Source organism: Streptomyces sp. NBC_00012, assembly GCF_045040875.1.
Classification (GTDB): Bacteria; Actinomycetota; Actinomycetes; order Streptomycetales; family Streptomycetaceae; genus Streptomyces.
Genome location: NZ_CP108309.1, coordinates 1,356,595 through 1,377,098 on the forward strand (window position 1 = coordinate 1,356,595; position 20,504 = coordinate 1,377,098).

At 70.9% G+C, this 20,504-nt stretch carries 18 protein-coding genes; 5 read left to right on the forward strand and 13 right to left on the reverse strand.

What is annotated here, in order from left to right:
* Positions 1 to 21 precede the first annotated feature (21 nt).
* Positions 22 to 996: an acyl-ACP desaturase gene (locus OHA19_RS06405; protein WP_405749631.1), complete on the forward strand. Its 975-nt coding sequence runs from the start codon at positions 22 to 24 to the stop codon at positions 994 to 996.
* Between the two features lie 64 nt (positions 997 to 1,060).
* Here the strand turns inward: OHA19_RS06405 and OHA19_RS06410 are convergent, their stop codons facing one another.
* The 10 genes from OHA19_RS06410 to OHA19_RS06455 form a co-directional block, all read right to left on the reverse strand.
* A complete protein-coding gene (locus OHA19_RS06410) occupies positions 1,061 to 1,561 on the reverse strand; it encodes a tetratricopeptide repeat protein (protein WP_405749632.1) in 501 nt (166 codons plus the stop codon).
* Between the two features lie 124 nt (positions 1,562 to 1,685).
* Complete coding sequence (locus OHA19_RS06415; RefSeq protein WP_405718925.1) at positions 1,686 to 1,934, reverse strand: WhiB family transcriptional regulator; 249 nt, start codon at positions 1,932 to 1,934, stop codon at positions 1,686 to 1,688.
* Positions 1,935 to 2,007: 73 nt separating this feature from the next.
* Positions 2,008 to 2,808 carry a VOC family protein gene (locus OHA19_RS06420; protein ID WP_405749634.1) on the reverse strand — a complete coding sequence of 267 codons (801 nt, stop codon included), beginning with the start codon at positions 2,806 to 2,808 and terminating at the stop codon, positions 2,008 to 2,010.
* A gap of 213 nt (positions 2,809 to 3,021) precedes the next feature.
* Positions 3,022 to 4,095, reverse strand: coding sequence for an LLM class flavin-dependent oxidoreductase (locus tag OHA19_RS06425; protein ID WP_405749635.1), 1,074 nt, complete (start codon positions 4,093 to 4,095; stop codon positions 3,022 to 3,024).
* A gap of 4 nt (positions 4,096 to 4,099) precedes the next feature.
* Positions 4,100 to 5,005: an ABC transporter substrate-binding protein gene (locus OHA19_RS06430; protein ID WP_405718918.1), complete on the reverse strand. Its 906-nt coding sequence runs from the start codon at positions 5,003 to 5,005 to the stop codon at positions 4,100 to 4,102.
* Positions 5,006 to 5,815, reverse strand: a complete 810-nt coding sequence (locus OHA19_RS06435; protein ID WP_405718915.1) for an ABC transporter ATP-binding protein — start codon at positions 5,813 to 5,815, stop codon at positions 5,006 to 5,008.
* Positions 5,812 to 6,645: an ABC transporter permease gene (locus tag OHA19_RS06440; protein ID WP_405718912.1), complete on the reverse strand. Its 834-nt coding sequence runs from the start codon at positions 6,643 to 6,645 to the stop codon at positions 5,812 to 5,814. Before OHA19_RS06440 ends, OHA19_RS06435 begins: the two co-directional genes overlap by 4 nt.
* A complete protein-coding gene (locus OHA19_RS06445) occupies positions 6,642 to 7,655 on the reverse strand; it encodes an NrtA/SsuA/CpmA family ABC transporter substrate-binding protein (RefSeq protein WP_405749637.1) in 1,014 nt (337 codons plus the stop codon). The genes OHA19_RS06440 and OHA19_RS06445 overlap by 4 nt, the downstream gene beginning before the upstream one ends.
* Positions 7,656 to 7,676: 21 nt before the next feature.
* Positions 7,677 to 8,696, reverse strand: coding sequence for an ABC transporter substrate-binding protein (locus OHA19_RS06450; protein ID WP_405749638.1), 1,020 nt, complete (start codon positions 8,694 to 8,696; stop codon positions 7,677 to 7,679).
* Positions 8,697 to 8,834: 138 nt separating this feature from the next.
* Entirely contained in the window at positions 8,835 to 8,945 is a 111-nt protein-coding gene (locus OHA19_RS06455; RefSeq protein ID WP_405718904.1) for a putative leader peptide, read from the reverse strand.
* Between the two features lie 196 nt (positions 8,946 to 9,141).
* Here OHA19_RS06455 and OHA19_RS06460 point away from each other — a divergent pair, with 196 nt between their 5' ends.
* Positions 9,142 to 9,924, forward strand: a complete 783-nt coding sequence (locus OHA19_RS06460; protein WP_405718902.1) for an IclR family transcriptional regulator — start codon at positions 9,142 to 9,144, stop codon at positions 9,922 to 9,924.
* Positions 9,925 to 10,020: 96 nt separating this feature from the next.
* Positions 10,021 to 12,288, forward strand: coding sequence for a DEAD/DEAH box helicase (locus OHA19_RS06465; protein WP_405718900.1), 2,268 nt, complete (start codon positions 10,021 to 10,023; stop codon positions 12,286 to 12,288).
* A 55-nt stretch (positions 12,289 to 12,343) separates the two neighbouring features.
* On the opposite strand, the gene OHA19_RS06470 is transcribed toward OHA19_RS06465, so the two are convergent.
* The gene (locus OHA19_RS06470) at positions 12,344 to 13,417 is read right to left on the reverse strand and encodes a multicopper oxidase domain-containing protein (RefSeq protein WP_405749640.1); all 1,074 of its coding nucleotides are present in this window, start codon (positions 13,415 to 13,417) and stop codon (positions 12,344 to 12,346) included.
* A 194-nt stretch (positions 13,418 to 13,611) separates the two neighbouring features.
* On the opposite strand from OHA19_RS06470, the gene OHA19_RS06475 reads away from it, so the two are divergent.
* Positions 13,612 to 16,104, forward strand: a complete 2,493-nt coding sequence (locus OHA19_RS06475) for a ThuA domain-containing protein (protein ID WP_405749642.1) — start codon at positions 13,612 to 13,614, stop codon at positions 16,102 to 16,104.
* A complete protein-coding gene (locus OHA19_RS06480; RefSeq protein ID WP_405718892.1) occupies positions 16,101 to 18,335 on the forward strand; it encodes an OmpL47-type beta-barrel domain-containing protein in 2,235 nt (744 codons plus the stop codon). The genes OHA19_RS06475 and OHA19_RS06480 overlap by 4 nt, the downstream gene beginning before the upstream one ends.
* A 12-nt stretch (positions 18,336 to 18,347) precedes the next feature.
* Here OHA19_RS06480 and OHA19_RS06485 read toward each other — a convergent pair whose 3' ends face one another.
* Positions 18,348 to 19,418 carry an ABC transporter permease gene (locus OHA19_RS06485; protein WP_405718890.1) on the reverse strand — a complete coding sequence of 357 codons (1,071 nt, stop codon included), beginning with the start codon at positions 19,416 to 19,418 and terminating at the stop codon, positions 18,348 to 18,350.
* Entirely contained in the window at positions 19,415 to 20,446 is a 1,032-nt protein-coding gene (gene ligD, locus OHA19_RS06490) for a non-homologous end-joining DNA ligase (protein WP_405718887.1), read from the reverse strand. The genes OHA19_RS06485 and ligD overlap by 4 nt, the downstream gene beginning before the upstream one ends.
* Positions 20,447 to 20,504 lie beyond the last annotated feature (58 nt).

Sequence of the window (20,504 nt, forward strand, 5' to 3'; positions counted from 1 at the left end):
TCCCGTCCCCAGGAGTTCCCCGTGACGATCACCGCTCCCCACCTCGGCAGCCCGAAGGCGTGGACCGACGCCCAGCTGCTGTACGCCCTGGAAGAGGTGGTGGAGAAGGAGCTCAACCGCCATCTCAAGGTCGCCAAGGACTGGATGCCCCACGAGTACGTCCCGTTCTCCGACGGGCGGAACTTCCCCGGGGTCTTCGAGGACGGTGAGGCATGGCAGGCCGACCAGTCCAAGGTCACCGACATCGGCAAGATCGCCCTGGTGGTGAACCTGCTGACCGAGGACAACCTCCCGAGCTACCACCACGAGATCGCCTCCCTCTTCGGCCGCGACGGCGCCTGGGGCACCTGGGTGCACCGCTGGACCGCGGAAGAGGGCCGGCACGGCATCGTGATGCGTGACTACCTGCTCACCTCACGGGCCGTCGACCCGGACAAGCTGGAGCAGTTCCGGATGGCGCACATGGCGGAGGGCTTCGAGTCGGACAACCGCCACTCGATGCTGCACTCCGTGGCGTACGTCGCGTTCCAGGAGCTGGCCACCCGCGTCTCGCACCGCAACACCGGCCATCAGTCGGGCGACCCGGTCTGCGACCGCATGCTCGCGCGGATCGCGACCGACGAGAACCTGCACATGGTCTTCTACCGCAACCTCCTCGGTGCGGCCTTCGAACTCGCCCCCGACCTGACGATGCAGGCCGTGCGCGACGTCGTCGTCAACTTCCGGATGCCCGGTCACGGCATGCCGGGCTTCGAGCGGGCCGCCGCGCAGATGGCGATCGGCGAGATCTACAACATGCGCATCCACCACGACGACGTGATCCAGCCCGTGCTGCGCTACCTGAAGGTCCTCTCCATCGACGGCCTGGGCCCCAACGGCCTCATGGCGCAGGAGGAGCTGGGCCTCTACATGGGCGGCCTGGACAGCGAGGCGGCGAAGTTCGACGAGAAGCTGGCCGCCCGCAAGGCGCGGATGGCCGCGCGCGCCGGCGCCTGACCCTTCCGCGCCCGACCCGCCGACCGCCGTCCGGTGGCCGGCGGGTCGACGCCCGCGCCGGGTCTCACACCGTTTCGTGCAGGTCCCTCGCGTAGTGCTCGATCGCCGCCCGGTACTGACGCACCTGCGGGTCCGTGCTGCTGGTCGCCAGCAGTTCCAGCAGCAACCGCATGGCTTCGTGGTGCTCACCGGTGTTGAACAGGGCCATGGCGAGAAACGTCCGCAGCGCCCCGTCGTCGGGGAAGCGCCCGACACCGCCGCGCAGCACCTCCACGGCCTTCTCGTACTGTCCGAGCACCCGGTACGTGCTCCCCAGGCCGAGGAGCGCCCCCCTGCGGTCCTCCTCCGAGAGCCCGGTGCCGCCGAGGCTGCGTTCGTAGAACGGCACCGCCTCGGCCTCCAGCCCGAGCACGTCGTGGGCCCTGGCGGTCTGATAGGCGATCTCGGCGTCCGCGGGGAACTCCGAGGAGAGGGCCAGCAGCCGCTGCCGGGCCTCCTCCTGGTGGCCCTCGGCGCGCAGCCGTACGGCAGCCGCGAGCGCACTGTCCCGGTCGTGATCATTCATACGGCCATCGTCCCAGGCCCGCGAGGCGGTACGGCCGCGGCCCCCACAGGCACGGCCGGCCGCCGCCCGTCCTCCGGACGAGCGCGGCCCGGACCGTCGGGGCCCCGGAGGGTGTCGCGGGGCTTCAGCCGCGGCCGGTTCTGCGCAGCCGGTCCCGCTCCTTCTCGGACAGCCCGCCCCATACGCCGAAGCGCTCGTCGTTGGCGAGGGCGTACTCCAGGCAGGCCTCGCGCCCCTCGCAGGCGTTGCAGAGCTGCTTGGCCTCACGGGTGGAGCTGCCGGGGGCGGGAAAGAAGAACTCGGGCCCCGCCTGGGCGCACAGCGCTGTCTCCTGCCAGGCGAGTGCGGGGTCGGCCGCGGTGTTGATCAGCATGCGGTCCACAGTGCCCGGTCGCGATAAACGACCGATCAACGCCTCATCAATGCGGCGCGCCGATGACTTCCGGTCAGCTCTGCGGCGACGGCGCGCTCTTGATCAGAGCGAATTCGGCCCCGTCCGGATCGGCGACGTGGGCGAACTTTCCCACACCTTCCATCTCCACGGGCTCCAGGGTCGGCCTGCCGCCCAGCCGTTCCACGTCCGCGACCGCCTCGTCGCAGTCGACCACCTCGAAGTAGGGCAGCCAGTGCGATCCGGCCACCGCCCGTGTCGGTACCGCGTTCAGCGGGACGAGGCCGCCGAAGCCCGCCTCCTCGCCACCGCCGCCGGTCCGGATCACCGTGTACGACCCGCCGCCTCCGGGGAACGGCGCCCGGACGGTCTCCCATCCGAGGACCGCGTCGTAGAACGCGGCGGCCGCCGGCACGTCCGGGGTGTACAGCTCCGCCCAGCACAGACTGCCGGGGACACCCACGGCGCCCAGCCCCGGATTCTCCCCAGGCTGCCAGATGCCGAAGAAGGCGCCCGCCCGGTCCCTGAATCCGGCCATCCTGCCGAAATCCCGGACATCCATCAGGGCGAAGGGTACGGTGCCGCCGGCCTGCTCGACCGCCCGCACCGTGGCATCGGCGTCCGACGACCGGAAATACACCGACCAGGACGGCTGCGCCTGCTCCTCGGTGACCGTCATCGCGCCGCCGGCTGTCCTCCCGTTCAGCGTGAACATGCCGTAGCCGCCGGTCTCCGGGCCGCCCGCCACGTACTCCCAGCCGAAGAGGCCGGTGTAGAACTCGACGGCCCCGTCGAGATCGGGTGTGCCCAGGTCGATCCAGATGGGCGCTCCGTCGACGTAACGGGTGGTGAGCATGGCCGGCTCCTTCGGCGGTGCCCGTACCGTGCGGCACGGGGTCCTCCCCGACGTTCCGAGTCTCGCACCGGGCACCGCCGACCGCAGCCCGCGGACGGCCGGTTCTCGCCGCCGCCGGGGAACGGGGGCACGTCCGCGGGGCTGTCCCGCGATCCCCGGCGGGCGTGAGCCCGATGCCCGCTCCCCGGCCGCCTGCTCCGTCACCGGACCCGGTCAGCGGGTGATGCCCAGTGCGGGAAGCACTGTCTCCGCCACCCGGTAGGCCTCCTCCAGCAACGGGTTGCCGGAGAGGATGAAGGTGTCGACGCCCAGTTCCTCGAACTCCTTGAGGCGCTCGACGACCTGGGCCGTCGAGCCGACGACAGCCGTGCCCGGCCCCGGGCGGAACAGGCTCATGCCCGGCCACATGTTGGGGTGCGCCTCCAGCTCCCGGGCGTGCGCCGGGACCTTGCCGCCGTGCTGGCGGAACTGGCGCTGCCAGCCCACGCCGTCCTCCCCCGCCCGGTCGCCGAGCTGCCGGGCGTACGTCGCCTCGCTCGTCACGTCGAGGAGCCGGTCGGCCGCCGCCCATGCCTCGTCCTCCGTGTCCCGGACGATGAGGTGGAGCCGGAGCCCGATCCTGAGCGTGCGGCCGTACGCGGCGGCCCGCGCCCTGACCCGCTCCAGTTTCTCCTTGAGCAGGTGCGTGGGTTCGCCCCAGGTGAGGAAGACGTCGACGTGCTCGGCCGCCATCTCGATCCCGGGGGCGGACGAGCCGCCGAACCAGAGCGGGATGTGCGACTCCTGGACCGGTCTCAGCTCCCCGAAGGACGCGCCCGCGTTCTTCAGGTCGTAGAAACGGCCCTTGTGGTCGAAGACCTCACCGGCGGTGAGCCGCTTCACGATCGACCAGTACTCGGCGCTCAGCTCGTACCGTTCGTCGTGCTCCACATGGAGTCCGTACTCCTGGAGGGACTTCGTCGAGCCGTTGACGACGTTGAAGCGGAGCCGGCCGCCGAAGAGGTTGTCGAAGCTGAGGGCCATCTTGGCGAGCAGGGTGGGCGAGATCAGGCCGGGGTGGACGGCCAGCAGGGGCTTGAACGCGGTGCTGGTGGAGGCGGCCAGCGCGCTGCCGAGCGGCCAGACGTCGTACAGGTCGGTGGCGAGCAGCGCACCGCTGTAGCCGAGGCGTTCGACCGTGCCGGCGAGCCGGGCGAGGTAGCCGAGGTCGACCTGCCGCCGGCCTTCGGGTTCCCAGGGGTAGGCGCCTTCGCGCGGGATGACGTACCAGAGGACTTCGGTCGCCATGTCGTCACACCGCCCGGTCCGCGCCGGCACCGACGCCTTCACCGGCACCTGCGAGGGCGTGGGCGACGGTGACCGGTCGGTCGATGAATCCGATGCGGTGGAAGATGTCGGCCGCTTCCTGCTGCTCGGCGACGAAGGCGTCGCTGACCGGCTCGATCCTCCACGGCAGGGTACGCAGCGCGGTCTCCCAGTCGTCGGCGCTTCCGCCGAGGTCGGCGGCGGCGATCTCGGCCGCCTGACGGGGGTGGGCCGCCGCCCAGTCGTCGGCCCGCCGGAGAGCCCGGGTGAGCGCCTCGATGATCTCGGGGCGGCCCTCGGCCAGGTCCCGGCGGGTGAAGAAGACGGAGCGGTCGGTGATGACGTCGCCGGTGCGGATCAGGGTGCGCAGTCCGCCGGTGCGGCGGGCGGCGGCGAGCTGGGCGCCCTGGGCCACCCAGGCGGCGATGGCGCCGGTGCGCAGCAGTTCCTCGCTGTCGTCGGTGCTGCGCAGCGCGGTGATGTCGTCGGCGTAGGAGAGCCCGGCGTCGTCGAGCGCCTTGGCGATGAGGTGGGTCTGCCAGGAACCGATCGCGAGGTGGACGGTGGTGCCCCTGAGGTCGGCGACCGTCTGCACGGTGCTGTCCTCGGGGACGAGGAGTGCGCCGTGTTCGGGGCGCGGGGCGGAGACGGCGGTGTAGACGATGTCGTGGCCTGCGGCCTGGGCGGTGACCGGCGGGGTGGAGCCGGTGCCGCCGAAGTCGATGACACCTCGGCTGAGGAGTTCGCCGGTGCGGACACCGTCGGTGTACGGGTGGAAGACGACGCTCTCGCCGAGCGGGGCCAGTTCCTCCTGGGCGAGGCCGAGCCGGGAGAGGTGGTACAGGTGGTAGAGGGACGGGTTGCTGCTGTGCACACCAATGGTGATGGCCATTCAGATCACTCCGACTTCGGTACGTTCGGGGGCTGTTGCGGGCTGCTGATTCGGATCTGGGCGCGGTTCTGTCCCGGAGTGCGGTTCTGTCCCGGAGTGCGGGGCCGTCCCGACGCCGAGGTCGCCGAGCAGGCGCCGGCGCAGGGCTCCGAAGGCGGGGTCGCCGGGGTCGCGCGGCCGGTCGACGTCGACCGGTACGTCGGTGATCAGCCGGCCGTCGCGCAGTACGGCCACCCGGTCGGCGAGCCGTACGGCCTCGTCCACGTCGTGGGTGACGAGGAGCACGGCGGGCCGGTGCTTGCGGCACAGCTCCCCCACCAGGTCCTGCATCCTGAGCCGGGTCAGGGCGTCGAGCGCGGCGAACGGCTCGTCGAGCAGGAGCAGTTCGGGTTCGCGGACCAGGGCGCGGGCGAGGGCGACGCGCTGTGCCTCGCCGCCGGAGAGGGTGGCGGGCCAGGCGTCGGCGTGCCGTTCGAGGCCGACCTCGGCCAGCGCCCGCAGCCCGTGTCCGGAGCGGCCGCGCGGCAGGGCCACGGTCACATTGGCGAGGACCTTCTTCGACGGGACGAGGCGGGGTTCCTGGAAGACGACGGTGCGGGCCTCGGGGACGAGTACCTCTCCCCCGTCGGCTCCGTCGAGTGCGCCCAGGATGCGCAGCAGGGTCGTCTTGCCGCTGCCGCTCGCGCCGAGCAGGGCGACGAACTCGCCCCGTGCGATGTCGAGCCGGAGTCCGTCGAGCACGGCGCGGTCACCGAAGACGCGCCGCAGTTCCCGTACCCGTACGGCCGGTCGAGGGTCGTGGTCGGTCATCGGGTGGCTCCCTGTGGTGCGGTGCGCCAGGGCATCAGCAGGCGCTCCAGCAGCCGTACGACGATGTCGGCGGTGAGTCCGAGCAGCCCGTAGACGAGGATGCAGACGGCGAGGATGTCGGTGCGGGCGTAGCTCTGCGCCTGGGACATCAGATAGCCGATGCCGGCCGTGGCGTTGATCTCCTCGGCGGCGATCAGGGCGATGACGCTGAGCGTCATGGAGAGCCGCAGCCCGGCGAGCAGCGACGGCAGGGCTCCGGGGAGAACGACTTCGCGTACGAGGGCGAACCGGCCCATGCCGAAGCTGCGCATCGCCTCGATGAGTTTCGGGTCGGTGTCGCGCACTCCGCTCGATGTCGACACGTACATCGGGAAGGTGGTGGCGACGGCGATGAGGAGGATCTTCGCGGTCTCGTTGATCCCGAACCAGACCATGAACAGGGGCACCAGGGAGAGGAACGGGATGGTGCGCAGGGTCTGGACGGAGGAGTCGAGGAGTTCGTCACCGAGGCGGGTAAATCCGGTGGTGATGCCGAGGACCAGTCCGGCGGCGAGTCCGATCAGGAGGCCGAGTCCGGAGCGGGTGAGGGAGGTGGTGAGTGCGTCGGGCAGCTGCCCGTTGCCCCACAGCTCCCCTACGGCACGCAGGACTTCGGCGGGCGAGGCGAGTACGTCGGGGGTGAGGAGGCCGGTGGCGGATGCCGCCCACCACAGGACGAGGAGGGCGAGCGGGCCGAGTGTGCGGACGGTGGCGGAGTAGGTGCGGCTGCGGGCCCTGCGCCGCTGGGGGCGGGGCCGGACGAGGCCCGGGTGCGGGACGGTGTCGCTCATTTCAGCTTCTCGATGTCGAGGAGGTGGGCGGCGACGTCGACCTTGTCCGTGGTGACCTTCTGCTCGGCGTAGAAGCCGGCGACGTCCTCGAAGCGTTCGATGTCCTCGGCTCCGATGGGGTCGACCGTGCCTGCCTTGCGGGCGAATCCGATCTGGACTTCCTTCGCCTTCCCGGTGACGGCGGTCGGCCCGACGTCCGTGAAGACATTGAGGTAGGCGGCCGGGTTCCGCTTCTCCTCGGCGCTGGCGTCGTGGAGGTACCGGTAGAGCGCCTCGACGATTCCGGGGTGCTGCTCGGCGAAGCCGGTGCGCACGGCGTTGAGGCTGTAGTTGTCCGAGCCGATCGCGGCACCGTCGGCGACGAAGTGCGCCTTGCCGCTGCCGATCTCGGCCACGGCGTAGGTCGCCCACACCGCCCAGGCATCGACCTTGCCCGCGTTGAAGACGGCGGCCGTCTGGTCGGGCCGCAGATAGACGCGCTTGACCTTGCCGGCGGGGATGCCGGCCTTGGCGAGTGCCTTGAGCAGCAGGTACTCGCCGGTGCCGCCCTGGTTGACTGCGACCTTCCTGCCGACCAGGTCGGCGACCGATCCGATTCCGGAACCGTTCTTGACGAGGATGCCCTCGCCGGCGGTGTCGGGGTCGACCGCGGTGAAGAACTTGAAGCCGGGGCGCTGGGCGAGCGAGGTGATGCCGGAGGTGATGGAGCCGGTGGCGATGTCGAGCTGGTCGGCGTTCATCGCCTGGGCGGCCGGGGCGAACGGTCCTGCGCTGCCGGTCCAGCGCACCTTGGCACCGGCCTTCGCGAGCGCCTCGTCGAGGCTGCCGTCCTTCTTGCCGAGGGCGAGCACACCGGAGTTGCCGGGGTCGGGGATGCGGATCTCGACCAGGTCCCCGGCGCCGGAACCGCTGTCGGCCGCGGACGAACCGCAGGCGGTCAGGGCGAGGAGTGCGGTGGCCGTGAGGAGCGCGGGGGCGACGGCCGTGCGCAGTGGTCGGGGAATTCTCATGATGTCGGGGGTCCTCACAGCTCAGGGGGCGAAGGCTCGGTGGGGGGCGTGGGAGGCGGCCAGTTCGGTGGCGCGGCGCAGCGGCTCGGGGTCGGCCCAGGCCGCAATGTCGACGGGTTCGGGCAAGAACCCGTGGGCGCGCAGCCCGGCCTCCTGCTCGGCGAGCAGGGTCAGGCGGTCCGGGGCGAGATCGGGGCAGAGGGTGAGATGGGTGCCCGGCCGGTAGGCCCCGGCAACGCCTTCGGCGCCCGCGCCGGTCTCGGCGCCGAGGATCCGGGCGACCTCGGCGGGCTGATCGGTGGCCCAGTCGGCGGCCCTGAGCAGGACGGCGAGAAAGCGGTCGACGAGGCCGGGGTGTTCGTCGAGGAGTTGCTGGTGGACGGTGATGGGGCGCGGGGTGCCGTTGTTGACGCGGAACCGGCGGTCGGCCAGCTCGTCGAGTTCGACGGCGACCTCCACGCCCGCCCGCCGGGCGGCCTCGACGGCCGGCGCGCCCTTCACGTACACGGCGTCGACGTCACCGCGCCGCAGCGCCGCCAGCTCGGCGGCCCACTGGCCCCGGTGTCCGGCGGCGGGTACGTCGACGAACGTGGCGTCGTCCGGGCCGAGTCCGGCCGCGGCCAGCGCGCCGTCGAAGCCACGCAGAGCCATGGCCCGCCAGAAGTCGATGGCGATGTCGTGCGCGGGCACGGCGAGCCGCAGTCCGCGCAGGGCCTCGACGCCCCGGATCCCGGAGCCAGGACGGACCAGTACGGCCTGCCGCTCCTCGATCCAGGTGAGACCGATCAGCCGGGTCCGCTCCCCGCGTGAACGGGCCCACAGGGCGGGCACGTTGCCGCCTTCGCGGAACAGGCCCGGCAGGGCGTGGGTGAAGTGGGCGGCCGGGTCGGCGCCGGGTGCCGCGTCCTGGAGGGACCGCACCGTGATGCCGTCGGGGGCGAACTCCTCGGTGAGCCACCGGCGGTCGGCGGCGATGCCGGTCGCGGTGGGTACGGGACAGCGGGTGAACCAGAGCGTCCGGGGCGGGACGGCATGCGTCATGGGGTCTTCCCGAGGGGTCGGCGAAGCGGCGGGTGTGTCGTGGCGCGTACGCCGGGATGCGGACACCGGGTACGGCCGAGGGCCCCGGCCGCGCCGGGGCGCGGCGGAGGGAGAGCGGGAGACGCGAGGGGGAGGGGGTCAGCGACAGGCAGCGCTGGTGACCCGCGCCAGATCGATGTGACGGCGCAGCGTCAGGGCGAGCAGGACCGGAGCGGCGTGGGCCGGACTCGCGGTTCGGCGGTCGGCCATGGCACTGCTCCCTTCTGCTCGTCGGTGATGACGCGACGCAGACTGCCACGCACCGGGGCCGTCCCACAACTCGCTTCCCATGATGTGGGATTCAGTGTGAACACAGTGTTTCACCAGGTGGTTTCCCTGATCTTCAACTCCCGTAATGTGGCAATCACATGACCCTCGACCCCTCACGAGCGGAGAGTGAACCGATATGACCGAGGCCGCGGCAGTGCGTGCGCCCGGCGGCGCGCAGGCCGTGCAGCGCGCCCTGGACGTGCTGCACTGCTTCCACGACAACGGCCCCGACCTCAGCGCCTCCGACCTCGCCCGCCGCCTCGGTCTCTCCGCCTCCACGGCGCACCGCCTGGCCCGCACCCTGCTCGGCGCGGGCTTCCTGGAACAGGACGCCCGTACGTCCCGCTACCGGCTGGGCCCCGCCGTGACCGAGCTGGGCAGGCTCTCCTACCACCAGCGGGGTCTGCATCTGGCCGCGCCCGAGCTGACCGATCTCGCCGAGCGCACCGGCGCCACGGCCGACCTGGCGCTGCGCAGCGGTCCCCATGCGGTGATCGTGGCGGGCGGTTCGGTGACGCCGAAGGTGGGCCTGCGCAGACCGCTGCACTCCACGGCGCTCGGCAAGGTCCTGCTGGCCTGGGCCCGGCCGGGCGAGGGCGGACCTTCCGCACTTCCTCCGCTGCCCGCGTTCACCGACCGGACGATCGTCGAACCGGCGGCGCTGGAGGCCGAGTTGGCAAGGGTCCGGTCCGACGCCTACGCGCTCAACGACGGCGAGTCGGCGCACGGGGTGCGGACCCTGGCGGTCCCGGTCCTGGACGGCACCGGTCATGCCCGCTTCGCCCTGGCCGTGCGGGCCACCCCGTCCGTGATCACGGACGCGCGCACCGGCTGGTTCCTGACGCAGGCCCGCTCCTGCGCACGGGCCCTGGAGATCCTGCTGCTCTCCCCGGCCGAGCGCCGGCCGCCCGCGCCCTGACCAGCCGGGCCTGTCGGTGCCGCGTGGCACGATAGGAATCGTCCGGGCAGGTGCCGGGCGGGACGGCAGCCGGGCTGCGCGGACAGAGGGACGTACATGACACAGGCCGGACCGGCGGAGGACGGGGCGCCCACGGGCAGAGCCGCCCGTGAGCTGCTGACGCGGGCCGAACGGCTGCTGGAGAGCGCACGCACCGTACTGGCCGATCACACCCGCGCCGTCGAAGCCGTGCACACCACGCTGAAGCCGCTGCTCGACTCCCTCGTCCGCCGGGAGCTCGCCGCCATCCCGGCCTCCAGGCTCAAGGACGTCACGGAGGGCAGGCTGCGGCTCGGCGCCGTCGAGCAGGCCGGTTTCGCCACCGTCGGCCAGGTCCACGAGGCCAACCGCTACGAGCTGCGCCAGATCCCCGGCGTCGGCGCGCAGACCGCCGACCAGGTGCTGGCCGCGGCCGGACAGATCGCCCACGCGGTGCGGGACACGGTCGCGGTCCGGATAGACGTGGACGCCCCGGACGACGCCACGACCGCGCTGGTCGTCGCACTGCACCGGCTGGTCGAGGCCGGTCCGGACGTCCGGCGGGCGGTGGACGCGGCGGGCCGGCTGGCCGGGCGCCTGGAACCCCTGCTGGCCGACGCGGGTCCGGCGCGGGGACGGCTGCGCATGGTGTTCACCCGGCGCCAGGCCCGTTCCCGGGCGCTGGAGGCCGTCACCGAGGTGCGGACAGCCGTCGCCGAGGCGGACGAGCGCGAGCTGCCCCTGCTGTTCGGGCAGGTCTGCGTCGATCTGCTGCGGGGCGCGGAGTCGGACGTCGCGGCCTGGGTGGATTTCGAGCTGCGGTCCGCGGAGTACTACAGCCTGCTCGCCGAGATGTCCGGCACCGGGCCGGACCGGGACGCGGCCGAGGGGTTCCTGCCCTCCGGAATGGCGGACCGGGTGCGCGGTCTGCGGCTGGACGACGCCCATCTGCGCGTCTCGCTGCGCGGCTACCAGTCCTTCGGCGCGCGGTTCGCGCTCGCGCAGAAGCGGGTGATCCTCGGTGACGAGATGGGGCTCGGCAAGACCGTGCAGGCCATCGCCGCGCTCGCGCACCTGTCGGCGCGTGGCGAGACACACTTCCTGGTGGTCTGCCCGGCGAGCGTGCTGATCAACTGGGCGCGTGAGATCCGCGCCCGCTCCACCCTGCGCACCCTGCCGGTGCACGGTCCCGAGCGGCAGTCCGCCTTCGACGAATGGCGGCGCGGCGGCGGGGTCGCCCTCACCACGTACGACGCCCTGCACACCCTTCCGGCCGCCGCGGACTGCGGTACCCGGCCCGGCATGCTGGTGGTCGACGAGGCCCACTACGTCAAGAACCCCGCCACCCGCCGTTCCCGGGCGGTGTCCGGCTGGACGCGGCACACCGAACGGGTGCTGTTCCTGACCGGTACGCCCATGGAGAACCGCGTCGAGGAGTTCCGCAGCCTGGTCCGTCACCTCCAGCCGGAGCTGGCCCCCTCGATACACACCACCCATGGCGCCGCCGGCTCGCTCGCCTTCCGCAGGGCGGTCGCCCCGGCCTATCTGCGGCGCAACCAGGTGGATGTGCTGACCGAACTCCCGGCGCTGGTACAGGTCGACGAGTGGGAGGAGTTCAGCCCCGGCGATCTCGATGCCTACCGCGAGGCGGTGGGCGCCGGGCAGTTCATGCGGATGCGCCGGGCGGCGTACGCCAGGCCCGCCACGTCCGCGAAGCTGAACCGGCTGCGCGAGCTGGTCGCCGAGGCCGCGGAGAACGGCCTGAAGGTCGTGGTGTTCTCCTACTTCCGCGAGGTCCTCCACACCGTCGGGCAGGCTCTGGACCCGCCCGTGTTCGGCCCGTTGTCGGGGAGCCTGCCGGCCGACCGCCGCCAGCGGCTGATCGACGACTTCGGCGCCGTGGACGGTCATGCCGTTCTGCTCAGCCAGATCCAGGCGGGCGGAGTCGGGCTGAACATGCAGTCGGCCTCGGTCGTCATCATCTGCGAACCGCAGATCAAGCCGACGATGGAGCACCAGGCGGTGGCCCGCGCCCACCGGATGGGGCAGATACGGACCGTCCAGGTGCACCGGCTCCTCGCGGCCGACAGCGTCGACGAACGGATGCTGGACATCCTGGCCCGCAAGGAGCGGCTGTTCGACCTGTACGCGCGGCGCAGTGACGTCGCCGAGACGACGCCGGACGCCGTGGATGTGTCGGACGGGGCGCTGGCCAGGCGCATCGTCGAGGAGGAACAGCTGCGCCTGGCGACCGGAGCGGCCCACCCGCCCGCGACCGCCGCGGCGCAGGGGACGGCCGTCCCGGCCGAAGCGGACGGGGCGGCCCGGGAAGTTCCGGAGAGCTGACGCCGCCAGGACGTGTGCACGCCCCGACGGTGCCGGCCCCTGCGGACCGGCCGGGTCAGGAGCCGTGCGCCGCCGAGTCGTGCGCGGCCGCGCCCTTCGCCGCGCCCTTCGCCGCGTCCTCGGGTGCGTCCTCGGGTGCCGTTCTGCCCTCGGCGGTCGTGCCATGGGCCGTCATGTGGTGGGGTTCGTACCCCGGCACGGTGCCGTCCGGCTTGGCGACCAGCAGCAGTCCGGCCATGCCCATGTCGGAGTGGCTCTGCACATGGCAGTGGTACATCCAGGCGCCCGCGCCCACTCGTTCGCCCGCGATGATCTGGAAGCCGAAGGAGTCCGCCGGGCCGACGATCTTCGTGTCGACGACCCGGCTCGGGTCGTCGGGGCCGGTGAGCAGCCCGGTCCGGTTGTCCGCCCAGCGATGACCGTGGATGTGGAACGTGTGGTAGTACTCGCCGTGCGTGATCATGACGACTTCGAGCCGGTCCCCCACCGTGGCCTCGAAGTTCGGGCTCTCGTGGGCCGGCTTGTTGTTGATCGTCATGTCGTTGAAGACGATCGTGATCGTCTTGTCCGGCAGGATGTCGCCCTGGCGCCGGACGATCAGCGGACCGTAGAGGCCCTTGCGGATACCACCGGTGCCGTGATCCGTGCCGACGACATGGTCGTGGTAATGCCAGTAGCCCGCGCTGCCGGGCTGCCAGGTGCCGTCCTTGCGCCGGCCGGGGGCATGGGTGCGCCAGGTGTACGTCCGGGTCTCGCCCGGTTCGACGACGCTCCGGTTCATCCGGGTGCCGTCGCTCGCGATGTCGTAGTCGACGCCGTGCGCGTGGAGACTGGCCGCCACATCCGTCGTGTTCTCGAACTCGATGTGCAGGGTGTCGCCTTCATTGATCTCGATGAGAGGCCCCGGGACCGACGCCTTCCCCTTCTCCAGGCCGTACCCCAGCTGACCGTCCGCCAGCTTCTCGGCGTACAGCTTGAGGTGGCGGACCGCGCCGCCCGCCGGGACGGTCTTCGCCGCGGGTTCCGCCGAGCTGGCCTCGATCGAACCGAGGGACATCGATGTCAGGCCGGTCGCGGCCGCCACTGTGCCACCGACCAGCATCCGCCGGTTGAAGCTCCTTCTGTCCATGCCGAACTCCCCACCGATCCAAGGAATTTGGAGCGCCGACTCGCCCCGGACGGCCCACACCGTAGCCGGAGGAACTCTGTTTATCCACAGCCAGGACAAAGTTCGTGCAATTGCCGCCATAGCTATTGGCGGACCACGAAAAGAGGTCTAGCTTCATGCGCTGTTGCAGTGACCAAAGAGGGGTGGGTGACCACATGCAGCGCGCACCACATCACAGGTCCAGATCGCGACGCGGACTCGCGGCGGGCCTCGCGGCCGGCGCACTGACCGCTTCCCTGCTCGGCGCCAACGCGGCCGAGGCCAAGCCTTATCCGGAGCCGCCCGGCTCCCTGGCGACAACGTTGTCCCTGCCGTCGCCGCCGGGCGGCGACGACGTCAAGGTGCTGGTGTTCCACGCCTCGGCCACCGAGGAGTCCCCGACGGTGGACGCCGGGATCGCGGCGATCGAGAGGATCGGCCTGACCGGCCCGGAATCCGGCCGGTTCAGGACGGTCGCCACCGACGACCCCGCGGTCTTCACCAACGGCAAGAAGCTCGGCAAGTACAACGCCGTCGTCTTCCTGACCGGCGGCGGCGACGTCCTCGACCCGGATCAGGAGGCCGGCCTGGAGGCGTACATGGAGGCCGGCGGCGGCTTCCTCGGCATCCATGACGCCGCGCGCACCGAGCCGTACTCGGACTGGTTCACCGGCCTGGTCGGCGCCCGTCCGGCGGCGAACAGCCCGGCCTCCGTACAGCGTGCCACGGTCGAGATCGGCGACCGTCAGCACCCGGCGACCAAGAACCTCCCGCTGGAGTGGAAGCGACCCGACAAGTGGCTGAACTGGACGAAGAACCCGTCCGGCGACGTGCACACCGTGGCCCGGGTCCGCGAGATCACCTATAAACCGGGCGCGAGTGCCAACGGCTGGGACCACCCGGTCTCCTGGTGCCGCGACTACGACGGCGGCCGGTCCTTCTACACGGCGATGGGCGGTACGGCCGACAGCTTCGCGGAGACCGACTTCCGCGACCATCTGCGCGGCGCACTGAACTGGACGACCCGGATCTCGCAGGCCGACTGCAAGGCGACGATCGACTCCAACTACAAGGCCGAACGCGTCACCCGGCCCAACCAGCCGGGGCAGAACGATCAGATCGGCGAACCCCACGGCCTGGTCACGGCACCCGACGGACGCGTGCTGTACATCGGGCGCGGCGGTGCCGACAGCAGCAGGCCGGTCGTCACCGACTGGAACGACCCGGACATCGGCAAGGGTCTGGGACAGATCCACGTCTACGACCCGAAGACCGGGAAGGTCACCCTCGCCGGTGAGTTGACGATCTTCGGCAACAAGGGCGGCGGCGACGAGCTGGTCAAGGTCGAGGAGGGGCTGCTCGGCATCGAGCTGGACCCGGACTTCGAGAAGAACGGCTGGGTGTACCTGCACTACACCCCGCACTCGAAGCTGGACCGCGACAAGCAGATGGCGGTGCGCCAGGTCTCCCGCTTCACCATGGACCTGTCCACGAACAAGCTGAATCTGTCCTCGGAGAAGGTGCTGCTGAACTGGCCCGTCCAGGTCCACAGCTGCTGCCACGCGGGCGGCGGGATGGCCTGGGACTCCAAGGGCAATCTGTACATCGCGACCGGTGACAACAACTCCTCCGGCTTCAGCGACGGTTACTCGGGGAACAACCCGCAGCCGAACTACAAGGGCGTCTCGTTCGCCGACGCCCGCCGCACCGCGGGCAACACGAACAACCTCAACGGGAAGATCCTGCGGATCCACCCGGAGGACGACGGCACCTACACACTGCCCGAGGGCAACCTCTTCACCGGCAAGGAGCCCGACGAGGGCGGTGGCAAGACGCGTGGCGAGATCTATGTGATGGGTGTGCGCAACCCGGCCCGGATCTCCATCGACAAGTCGACCGACACGCTGTACGCGGGCTGGGTCGGCCCCGACGCGGGCTCGCCCTCCACCACCTGGGGCCCGGCCAAGTACGACACGTTCGCCGCGATCACGAAGGCGGGCAACCACGGCTGGCCGTACTGCATGGGCAACAAGCAGCCCTACCGGGACCGCAATCTGCCCGACCCCGCCAAGCCGCTCGGCTGGTACGACTGCGACCATCCGAAGAACGAGTCGCCGAACAACGACGGCCTGGTGAACCTGCCGCCGGTCACCTCCAACACCATCTGGTACTCACCGCAGGGCGGTGGCGTGGACTACCCGCGCGACGCCGCGGGCATCCCGAGCTACAGGATCGAGGACCAGAAGCAGCTGCTGCCCTGGCTCAAGGGCGGTGGCCAGGCCACGATGAACGGCCCGGTCTACCGGTACGACGCGGCGAACACCAGCGCCGACAAGTGGCCCTCCTACTGGGACGGCAAGTGGTTCGTCGGTGACTTCTACGACGACACCCAGCCCCGGCACGCCGTGCTCACCGACCCGAGGACGGTCGGCAAGGGCGGTCTGCCCACCCACGCCGAGTCCCTGCGGAAGATCATCCCGGTCGGGGCGGACGGCATCCGCAACCTGATGGACTGGAAGTTCGCCCCGGACGGTTCGCTGTACGTCCTGGACTACGGGCGCGGCTTCTTCACCTCGGACTCCAAGTCCGCGCTGTGGCGTGTGACGTACAAGGGCGGCGGTCCGACCCCGGCCGCCGGCGATCTGGCCAGGAAGGCGGCAGTGCGGTGAGACATCGTCCGGTCCTCTCACGAAGGCGGTACCGTCCGGCCCGGTTGTGGCTCGCGCTGCTGGGTTCGTTCCTGATGGTGCTGGGGCTGACCTCGACGGCGGCGTACGGCCGTACGGCTGCTTCCGCCGACACGGCGGCCGACCAGGTCCTCACCTGGACCGCGGGCGACCCCATCGACCGCTATCTGTCCGCCCCGAAGACCGCGGTGGCCGGCAAGGCGACCATCGTCTTCGAGAACAGCGCGGCGACCGGCAACACCACCGGGATGCCGCACACCCTCACCTTCAGCGTCTCGGACCCGGAGTTCAACAACGACGTCACGCTGAACATCCTTGCCAACCCGGGCGACGACCAGGGCGGCAAGCACACCGCCGAGGTCACGCTCACCCCCGGCCGGTACTTCTACCACTGCACCATGCCGGGGCACGAGGCGATGCAGGGCATTCTCGTCGTCACCGAGGACGGCGGCGGCGAGGACACCACGGCGCCGTCCACCTCCGCGAAGGTGGACGGCGACAAGAACGCCGACGGCGCGTACATCGGTCAGGCGTCGGTCACCGTCTCGGCGACCGACGACGGCTCCGGCGTGGACACCGTGGAGTACGCGGTGGGGGCGGACGGAGCCTGGCAGCCGTACACCGCGCCGGTCGTGGTGAACGAGGTGGGTACGCACACGATCCGCTACCGGGCCACCGACAAGGCGGGCAACACGGCGGCCGGGAAATCGGTCGACTTCGCGGTCGCCGCGCCGCCGACGGACGACAAGACCCCGCCGGAGACCTCGGCGACCGTGTCCGGCGAGAAGGACGGCCAGGGGCGCTACCTGGGCATGGCGACGGTCACCGTGACCGCCTCCGACACCGGGTCCGGCGTCAACACCATCGAGTACGCGGTCGGGGCGGACGGCGCCTGGCAGCCGTACACCGCGCCCGTGATGGTGCACGAGACCGGTACGCACACCGTCCGCTACCGGGCCACCGACCGGGCGGGCAACACGGCGGCCGAGAAATCGGCCGACTTCACCGTCGTCGCACCGCCGACGCAGGACAAGACCCCGCCGGAGACCTCCGCGAAGGTGGCGGGCGACAAGAACTCCGACAACGCCTACATCACCAGCGCCAAGGTGACCATCACCGCGACCGACGCCGAATCGGGCGTGGACAAGGTCGAGTACTCGCTCGACGGCGGCCCGTACCTCGCGTACACCACCACCGTCATCGTCGACCGCGTCGGCTATCACACCGTCGCCCACCGGGCCACGGACAAGGCCGGCAACACCTCCGTGGCGAAGCAGGTGTCGTTCACCGTCGCGGAGAGCGGCGGCGTACCGGCGCCGAACTGCCCGGAGTTCGACGAGCGGCTCACCGTCATCGTGGGCACGGTCGACACCGGGGTCCCCAACCGCATCACGGGCAACCGCTGCACCATCAATGAGCTGATCGAGGACGAGAAGGACTGGTCGTCGCACGCGCTGTTCCTCAAGCACGTCGACGGTGTCCTCGACAAGCTGCTCGCCGCCGGTGTGATCGACGCCCGTGAGCACAAGAAGATCTACCGGGCGGCCAAGCAGTCGGGGATCGGCATGCCGGGCCAGGACGAGGGCTACAAGAAGCTCTTCGACGGCACGGCGGAGTCCTTCGCCAAGTGGCAGCAGGTCGGCGGCGGGAAGTTCGGGCTGAACCCGGACGGCACGATCACCAGCTCCACCGCCGTCGACGGCATGGGCATGCTCTGGTTCCCGGGCCGGCAGTACGGCGACTTCTCGCTCAAGCTCCAGTGGCGCGACGACGCCCCGGGCGCCGGCAACGCCAACAGCGGTGTGTTCGTCCGCTTCCCGAACGTCCACGACAATCCGGAGGAGTCACGTCCGGAGTGGGTCGCCATCAAGTACGGCCATGAGGTGCAGATCCTCGACCGGCCGGACGGCGACATGTACAAGACCGGCTCGGTATACGGCTTCGACCGGATCGGTCTGGCCGGCGCCGGGGTCACCCCCAAGGGCACCTGGAACGACTACGAGATCCGGGTGGTGGACCAGCACTACTCGGTCTACCGCAACGGTGTCCTGCTGAACGAGTTCGACAACAACGGCGGTCAGGTCTTCGAGCCGCCGCGCGGCGACGACCCGGGCACCGACGGCCGGCGGTACGCCTCCGGCTACATCGGGCTTCAGGTCCACAGCACCACGGACGTGGTCTCGTACCGCGACATCCGTATCAAGGAGCTGTAGCCCGGACCCGGATCAGGTGGCCGTGGCCGCATGCTGAGGCATGTGGTCACGGCCACCCGGGTGCCGGTGGCGCCACACCCAGAACACCGTGCAGGAGACCACCGCCCAGGCCCCGAGCACCAGATACGGGAAGATCCGCTGATGGCCCTGGTAGTAGACCGCGGTGTGCTGGGCGTTGACGGACGCACCCGGCGGCAGCCACCGTCCGATGTGCCCGAGCACGGACGGCAGGAGCGGCCAGGAGACCGCACCGCCGGACGACGGGTTCCCCAGGAGCACCATGACCCCCCAGGTCGGGAGCATCGCCCAGCGCCCCATCAGGGTGTTGAACATGGTGAAGACCATGCCCGAGGTGAACATCGTGAACGCCAGGATCATCCAGGACTCGAAGAACGGCAGGTCCACCGCGCCCAGCCACCAGTCCACCACCGCGGCGATGACGAAACCGCCCAGCAGTGAGTAGCCGACAGTGAAGGCGATCCGTTCCAGCGGGATCAGCTCGCGGGCGTGCACACTCAGCTGGATCGCGCCGACGAAGCCGACGATCACGGCGGCGAGCGAGATGTAGAACAGGGCGAGACCTCGCGGGTCGCCTCGCTGCAGGGGCTTGATGTCCCGCACGACGACCGGCTCCTTGAGCTCGGCCCCCACCTTCACGGCGGACTCCGCGAGCAGTTGGGCCACGGCGGCGCCGGAGGCGCCCGCGACGTCCAGCGACACACCGCGGTCGCCGGCCCGCATGATCGCGAAGACCTCCTGTTCGTCCAGTGCTTCACGTGCCTTTGCCCGGGTCGCGAACACATGGATGTCGAGCGAGGCGTCGAGCGCCTTGTCCATGCCGGCGACGAACGCCTTCGCGCCCTCGGGCGCCGGCCGGCTGACCACGGCGACCGGGATCCGGTGCGGGGTCGGGTTGGCCATCGCGTAGGTGTAGGAACCGGCGAAGAGTCCGGCGGCCGCGGCGAGAATGAACACCAGGACGGTCGCGGGGAAGTACGGCGATTCCTTGTACGCGGTCCATTTCTCGGCGCGGGTCGGCGGTCTGCCGTGCGGGGCGGCGGGCTCCAGGTCGGGTGCGCTCATCCCTCGGTTTCCTCGTCGTGCCGGGCCCGGCTCGGCTGGACCCGTTTCGGCTCGCCCGGCATCTTCGGGTACTCCGGCGGGTAGGGCATTTCGCCGAGTCCGCGTTCACGCTCGTCCCGGTCCGCCAGCTCCAGCAGCCCGTCGAGCCGGAAGGCGTGGTCGTCCATGTCCGCGTGCACATCGCCCACATCGGCGTAGCGCTTCGGCATGGTCCTGATGTCGAAGTCACGCGGTTCGGCGTCGTCGATCTCCTCCCAGCGCAGCGGTGCGGAGACCGGGGCGTACGGGCTTGGGCGTACGGAGTAGGCGGAGGCGATCGTGCGGTCGCGGGCGGTCTGGTTGAAGTCGACGAAGATCCGTTCCCCGCGCTCCTCCTTCCACCAGGCCGTGGTCACCCGGTCCGGCATGCGGCGTTCCAGTTCCCGGCCGGTGGCGATGGCGGCCCGTCTGACCTCGGTGAACGTCCACTCCGGTGCGATCGGGACGAAGACGTGGATGCCGCGGCCGCCGGAGGTCTTGGGCCAGCCGCGCAGCCCGTGGTCGTCCAACACGGACCGCAGTTCGTGGGCGGCCCGCACCGCGTCGGCGTAGTCCGTTCCCGGCTGCGGGTCGAGGTCGATGCGCAGTTCGTCCGGGTGGTCGGTGTCGGCGCTGCGGACCGGCCAGGGGTGGAAGGTGAGTGTGCCGAGGTTGGCGGCCCAGATGACGGCGGCGATCCCGGTGGGGCAGATCTCGTCGGCGGGCCGGCCGCTCGGGAAGGCGATCCGGGCCGTCGGGATCCATTCGGGGAGGTTCTTCGGGGCCCGCTTCTGGTAGAAGAACTCGCCCTCGACGCCGTCCACGAAGCGCTGGAGGGTGGTGGGCCGGTCGCGCAGGGCGCGGGTGATACCGGGGCCGACGGCCAGGAAGTACTCGGCCACGTCCCTCTTGGTGTAGCCCTTCTCCGGGAAGTAGACCTTGTCCGGATTGGAGAGCCGTACGGCCCGTCCGTCGGCTTCGAGCTCCACTGCTTTCACCGCTGCGCCCATGACGGTCACGGTAGGCCGGGCTCACATATGCCGCATATCGGGAGACTTGCGCCCGGTC

Excerpts from the sequence above, each read along its gene's own strand:
- OHA19_RS06410 (WP_405749632.1), bottom strand. The coding sequence starts at position 1,561 with ATGAATGATCACGACCGGGACAGTGCGCTCGCGGCTGCCGTACGGCTG.
- OHA19_RS06415 (WP_405718925.1), bottom strand. The coding sequence starts at position 1,934 with ATGCTGATCAACACCGCGGCCGACCCCGCACTCGCCTGGCAGGAGACA.
- OHA19_RS06420 (WP_405749634.1), bottom strand. The coding sequence starts at position 2,808 with ATGCTCACCACCCGTTACGTCGACGGAGCGCCCATCTGGATCGACCTG.
- OHA19_RS06425 (WP_405749635.1), bottom strand. The coding sequence starts at position 4,095 with ATGGCGACCGAAGTCCTCTGGTACGTCATCCCGCGCGAAGGCGCCTAC.
- OHA19_RS06430 (WP_405718918.1), bottom strand. The coding sequence starts at position 5,005 with ATGGCCATCACCATTGGTGTGCACAGCAGCAACCCGTCCCTCTACCAC.
- OHA19_RS06435 (WP_405718915.1), bottom strand. The coding sequence starts at position 5,815 with ATGACCGACCACGACCCTCGACCGGCCGTACGGGTACGGGAACTGCGG.
- OHA19_RS06440 (WP_405718912.1), bottom strand. The coding sequence starts at position 6,645 with ATGAGCGACACCGTCCCGCACCCGGGCCTCGTCCGGCCCCGCCCCCAG.
- OHA19_RS06445 (WP_405749637.1), bottom strand. The coding sequence starts at position 7,655 with ATGAGAATTCCCCGACCACTGCGCACGGCCGTCGCCCCCGCGCTCCTC.
- OHA19_RS06450 (WP_405749638.1), bottom strand. The coding sequence starts at position 8,696 with ATGACGCATGCCGTCCCGCCCCGGACGCTCTGGTTCACCCGCTGTCCC.
- OHA19_RS06455 (WP_405718904.1), bottom strand. The coding sequence starts at position 8,945 with ATGGCCGACCGCCGAACCGCGAGTCCGGCCCACGCCGCTCCGGTCCTG.
- OHA19_RS06460 (WP_405718902.1), top strand. The coding sequence starts at position 9,142 with ATGACCGAGGCCGCGGCAGTGCGTGCGCCCGGCGGCGCGCAGGCCGTG.
- OHA19_RS06465 (WP_405718900.1), top strand. The coding sequence starts at position 10,021 with ATGACACAGGCCGGACCGGCGGAGGACGGGGCGCCCACGGGCAGAGCC.
- OHA19_RS06470 (WP_405749640.1), bottom strand. The coding sequence starts at position 13,417 with ATGGACAGAAGGAGCTTCAACCGGCGGATGCTGGTCGGTGGCACAGTG.
- OHA19_RS06475 (WP_405749642.1), top strand. The coding sequence starts at position 13,612 with ATGCAGCGCGCACCACATCACAGGTCCAGATCGCGACGCGGACTCGCG.
- OHA19_RS06485 (WP_405718890.1), bottom strand. The coding sequence starts at position 19,418 with ATGAGCGCACCCGACCTGGAGCCCGCCGCCCCGCACGGCAGACCGCCG.
- ligD (WP_405718887.1), bottom strand. The coding sequence starts at position 20,446 with ATGGGCGCAGCGGTGAAAGCAGTGGAGCTCGAAGCCGACGGACGGGCC.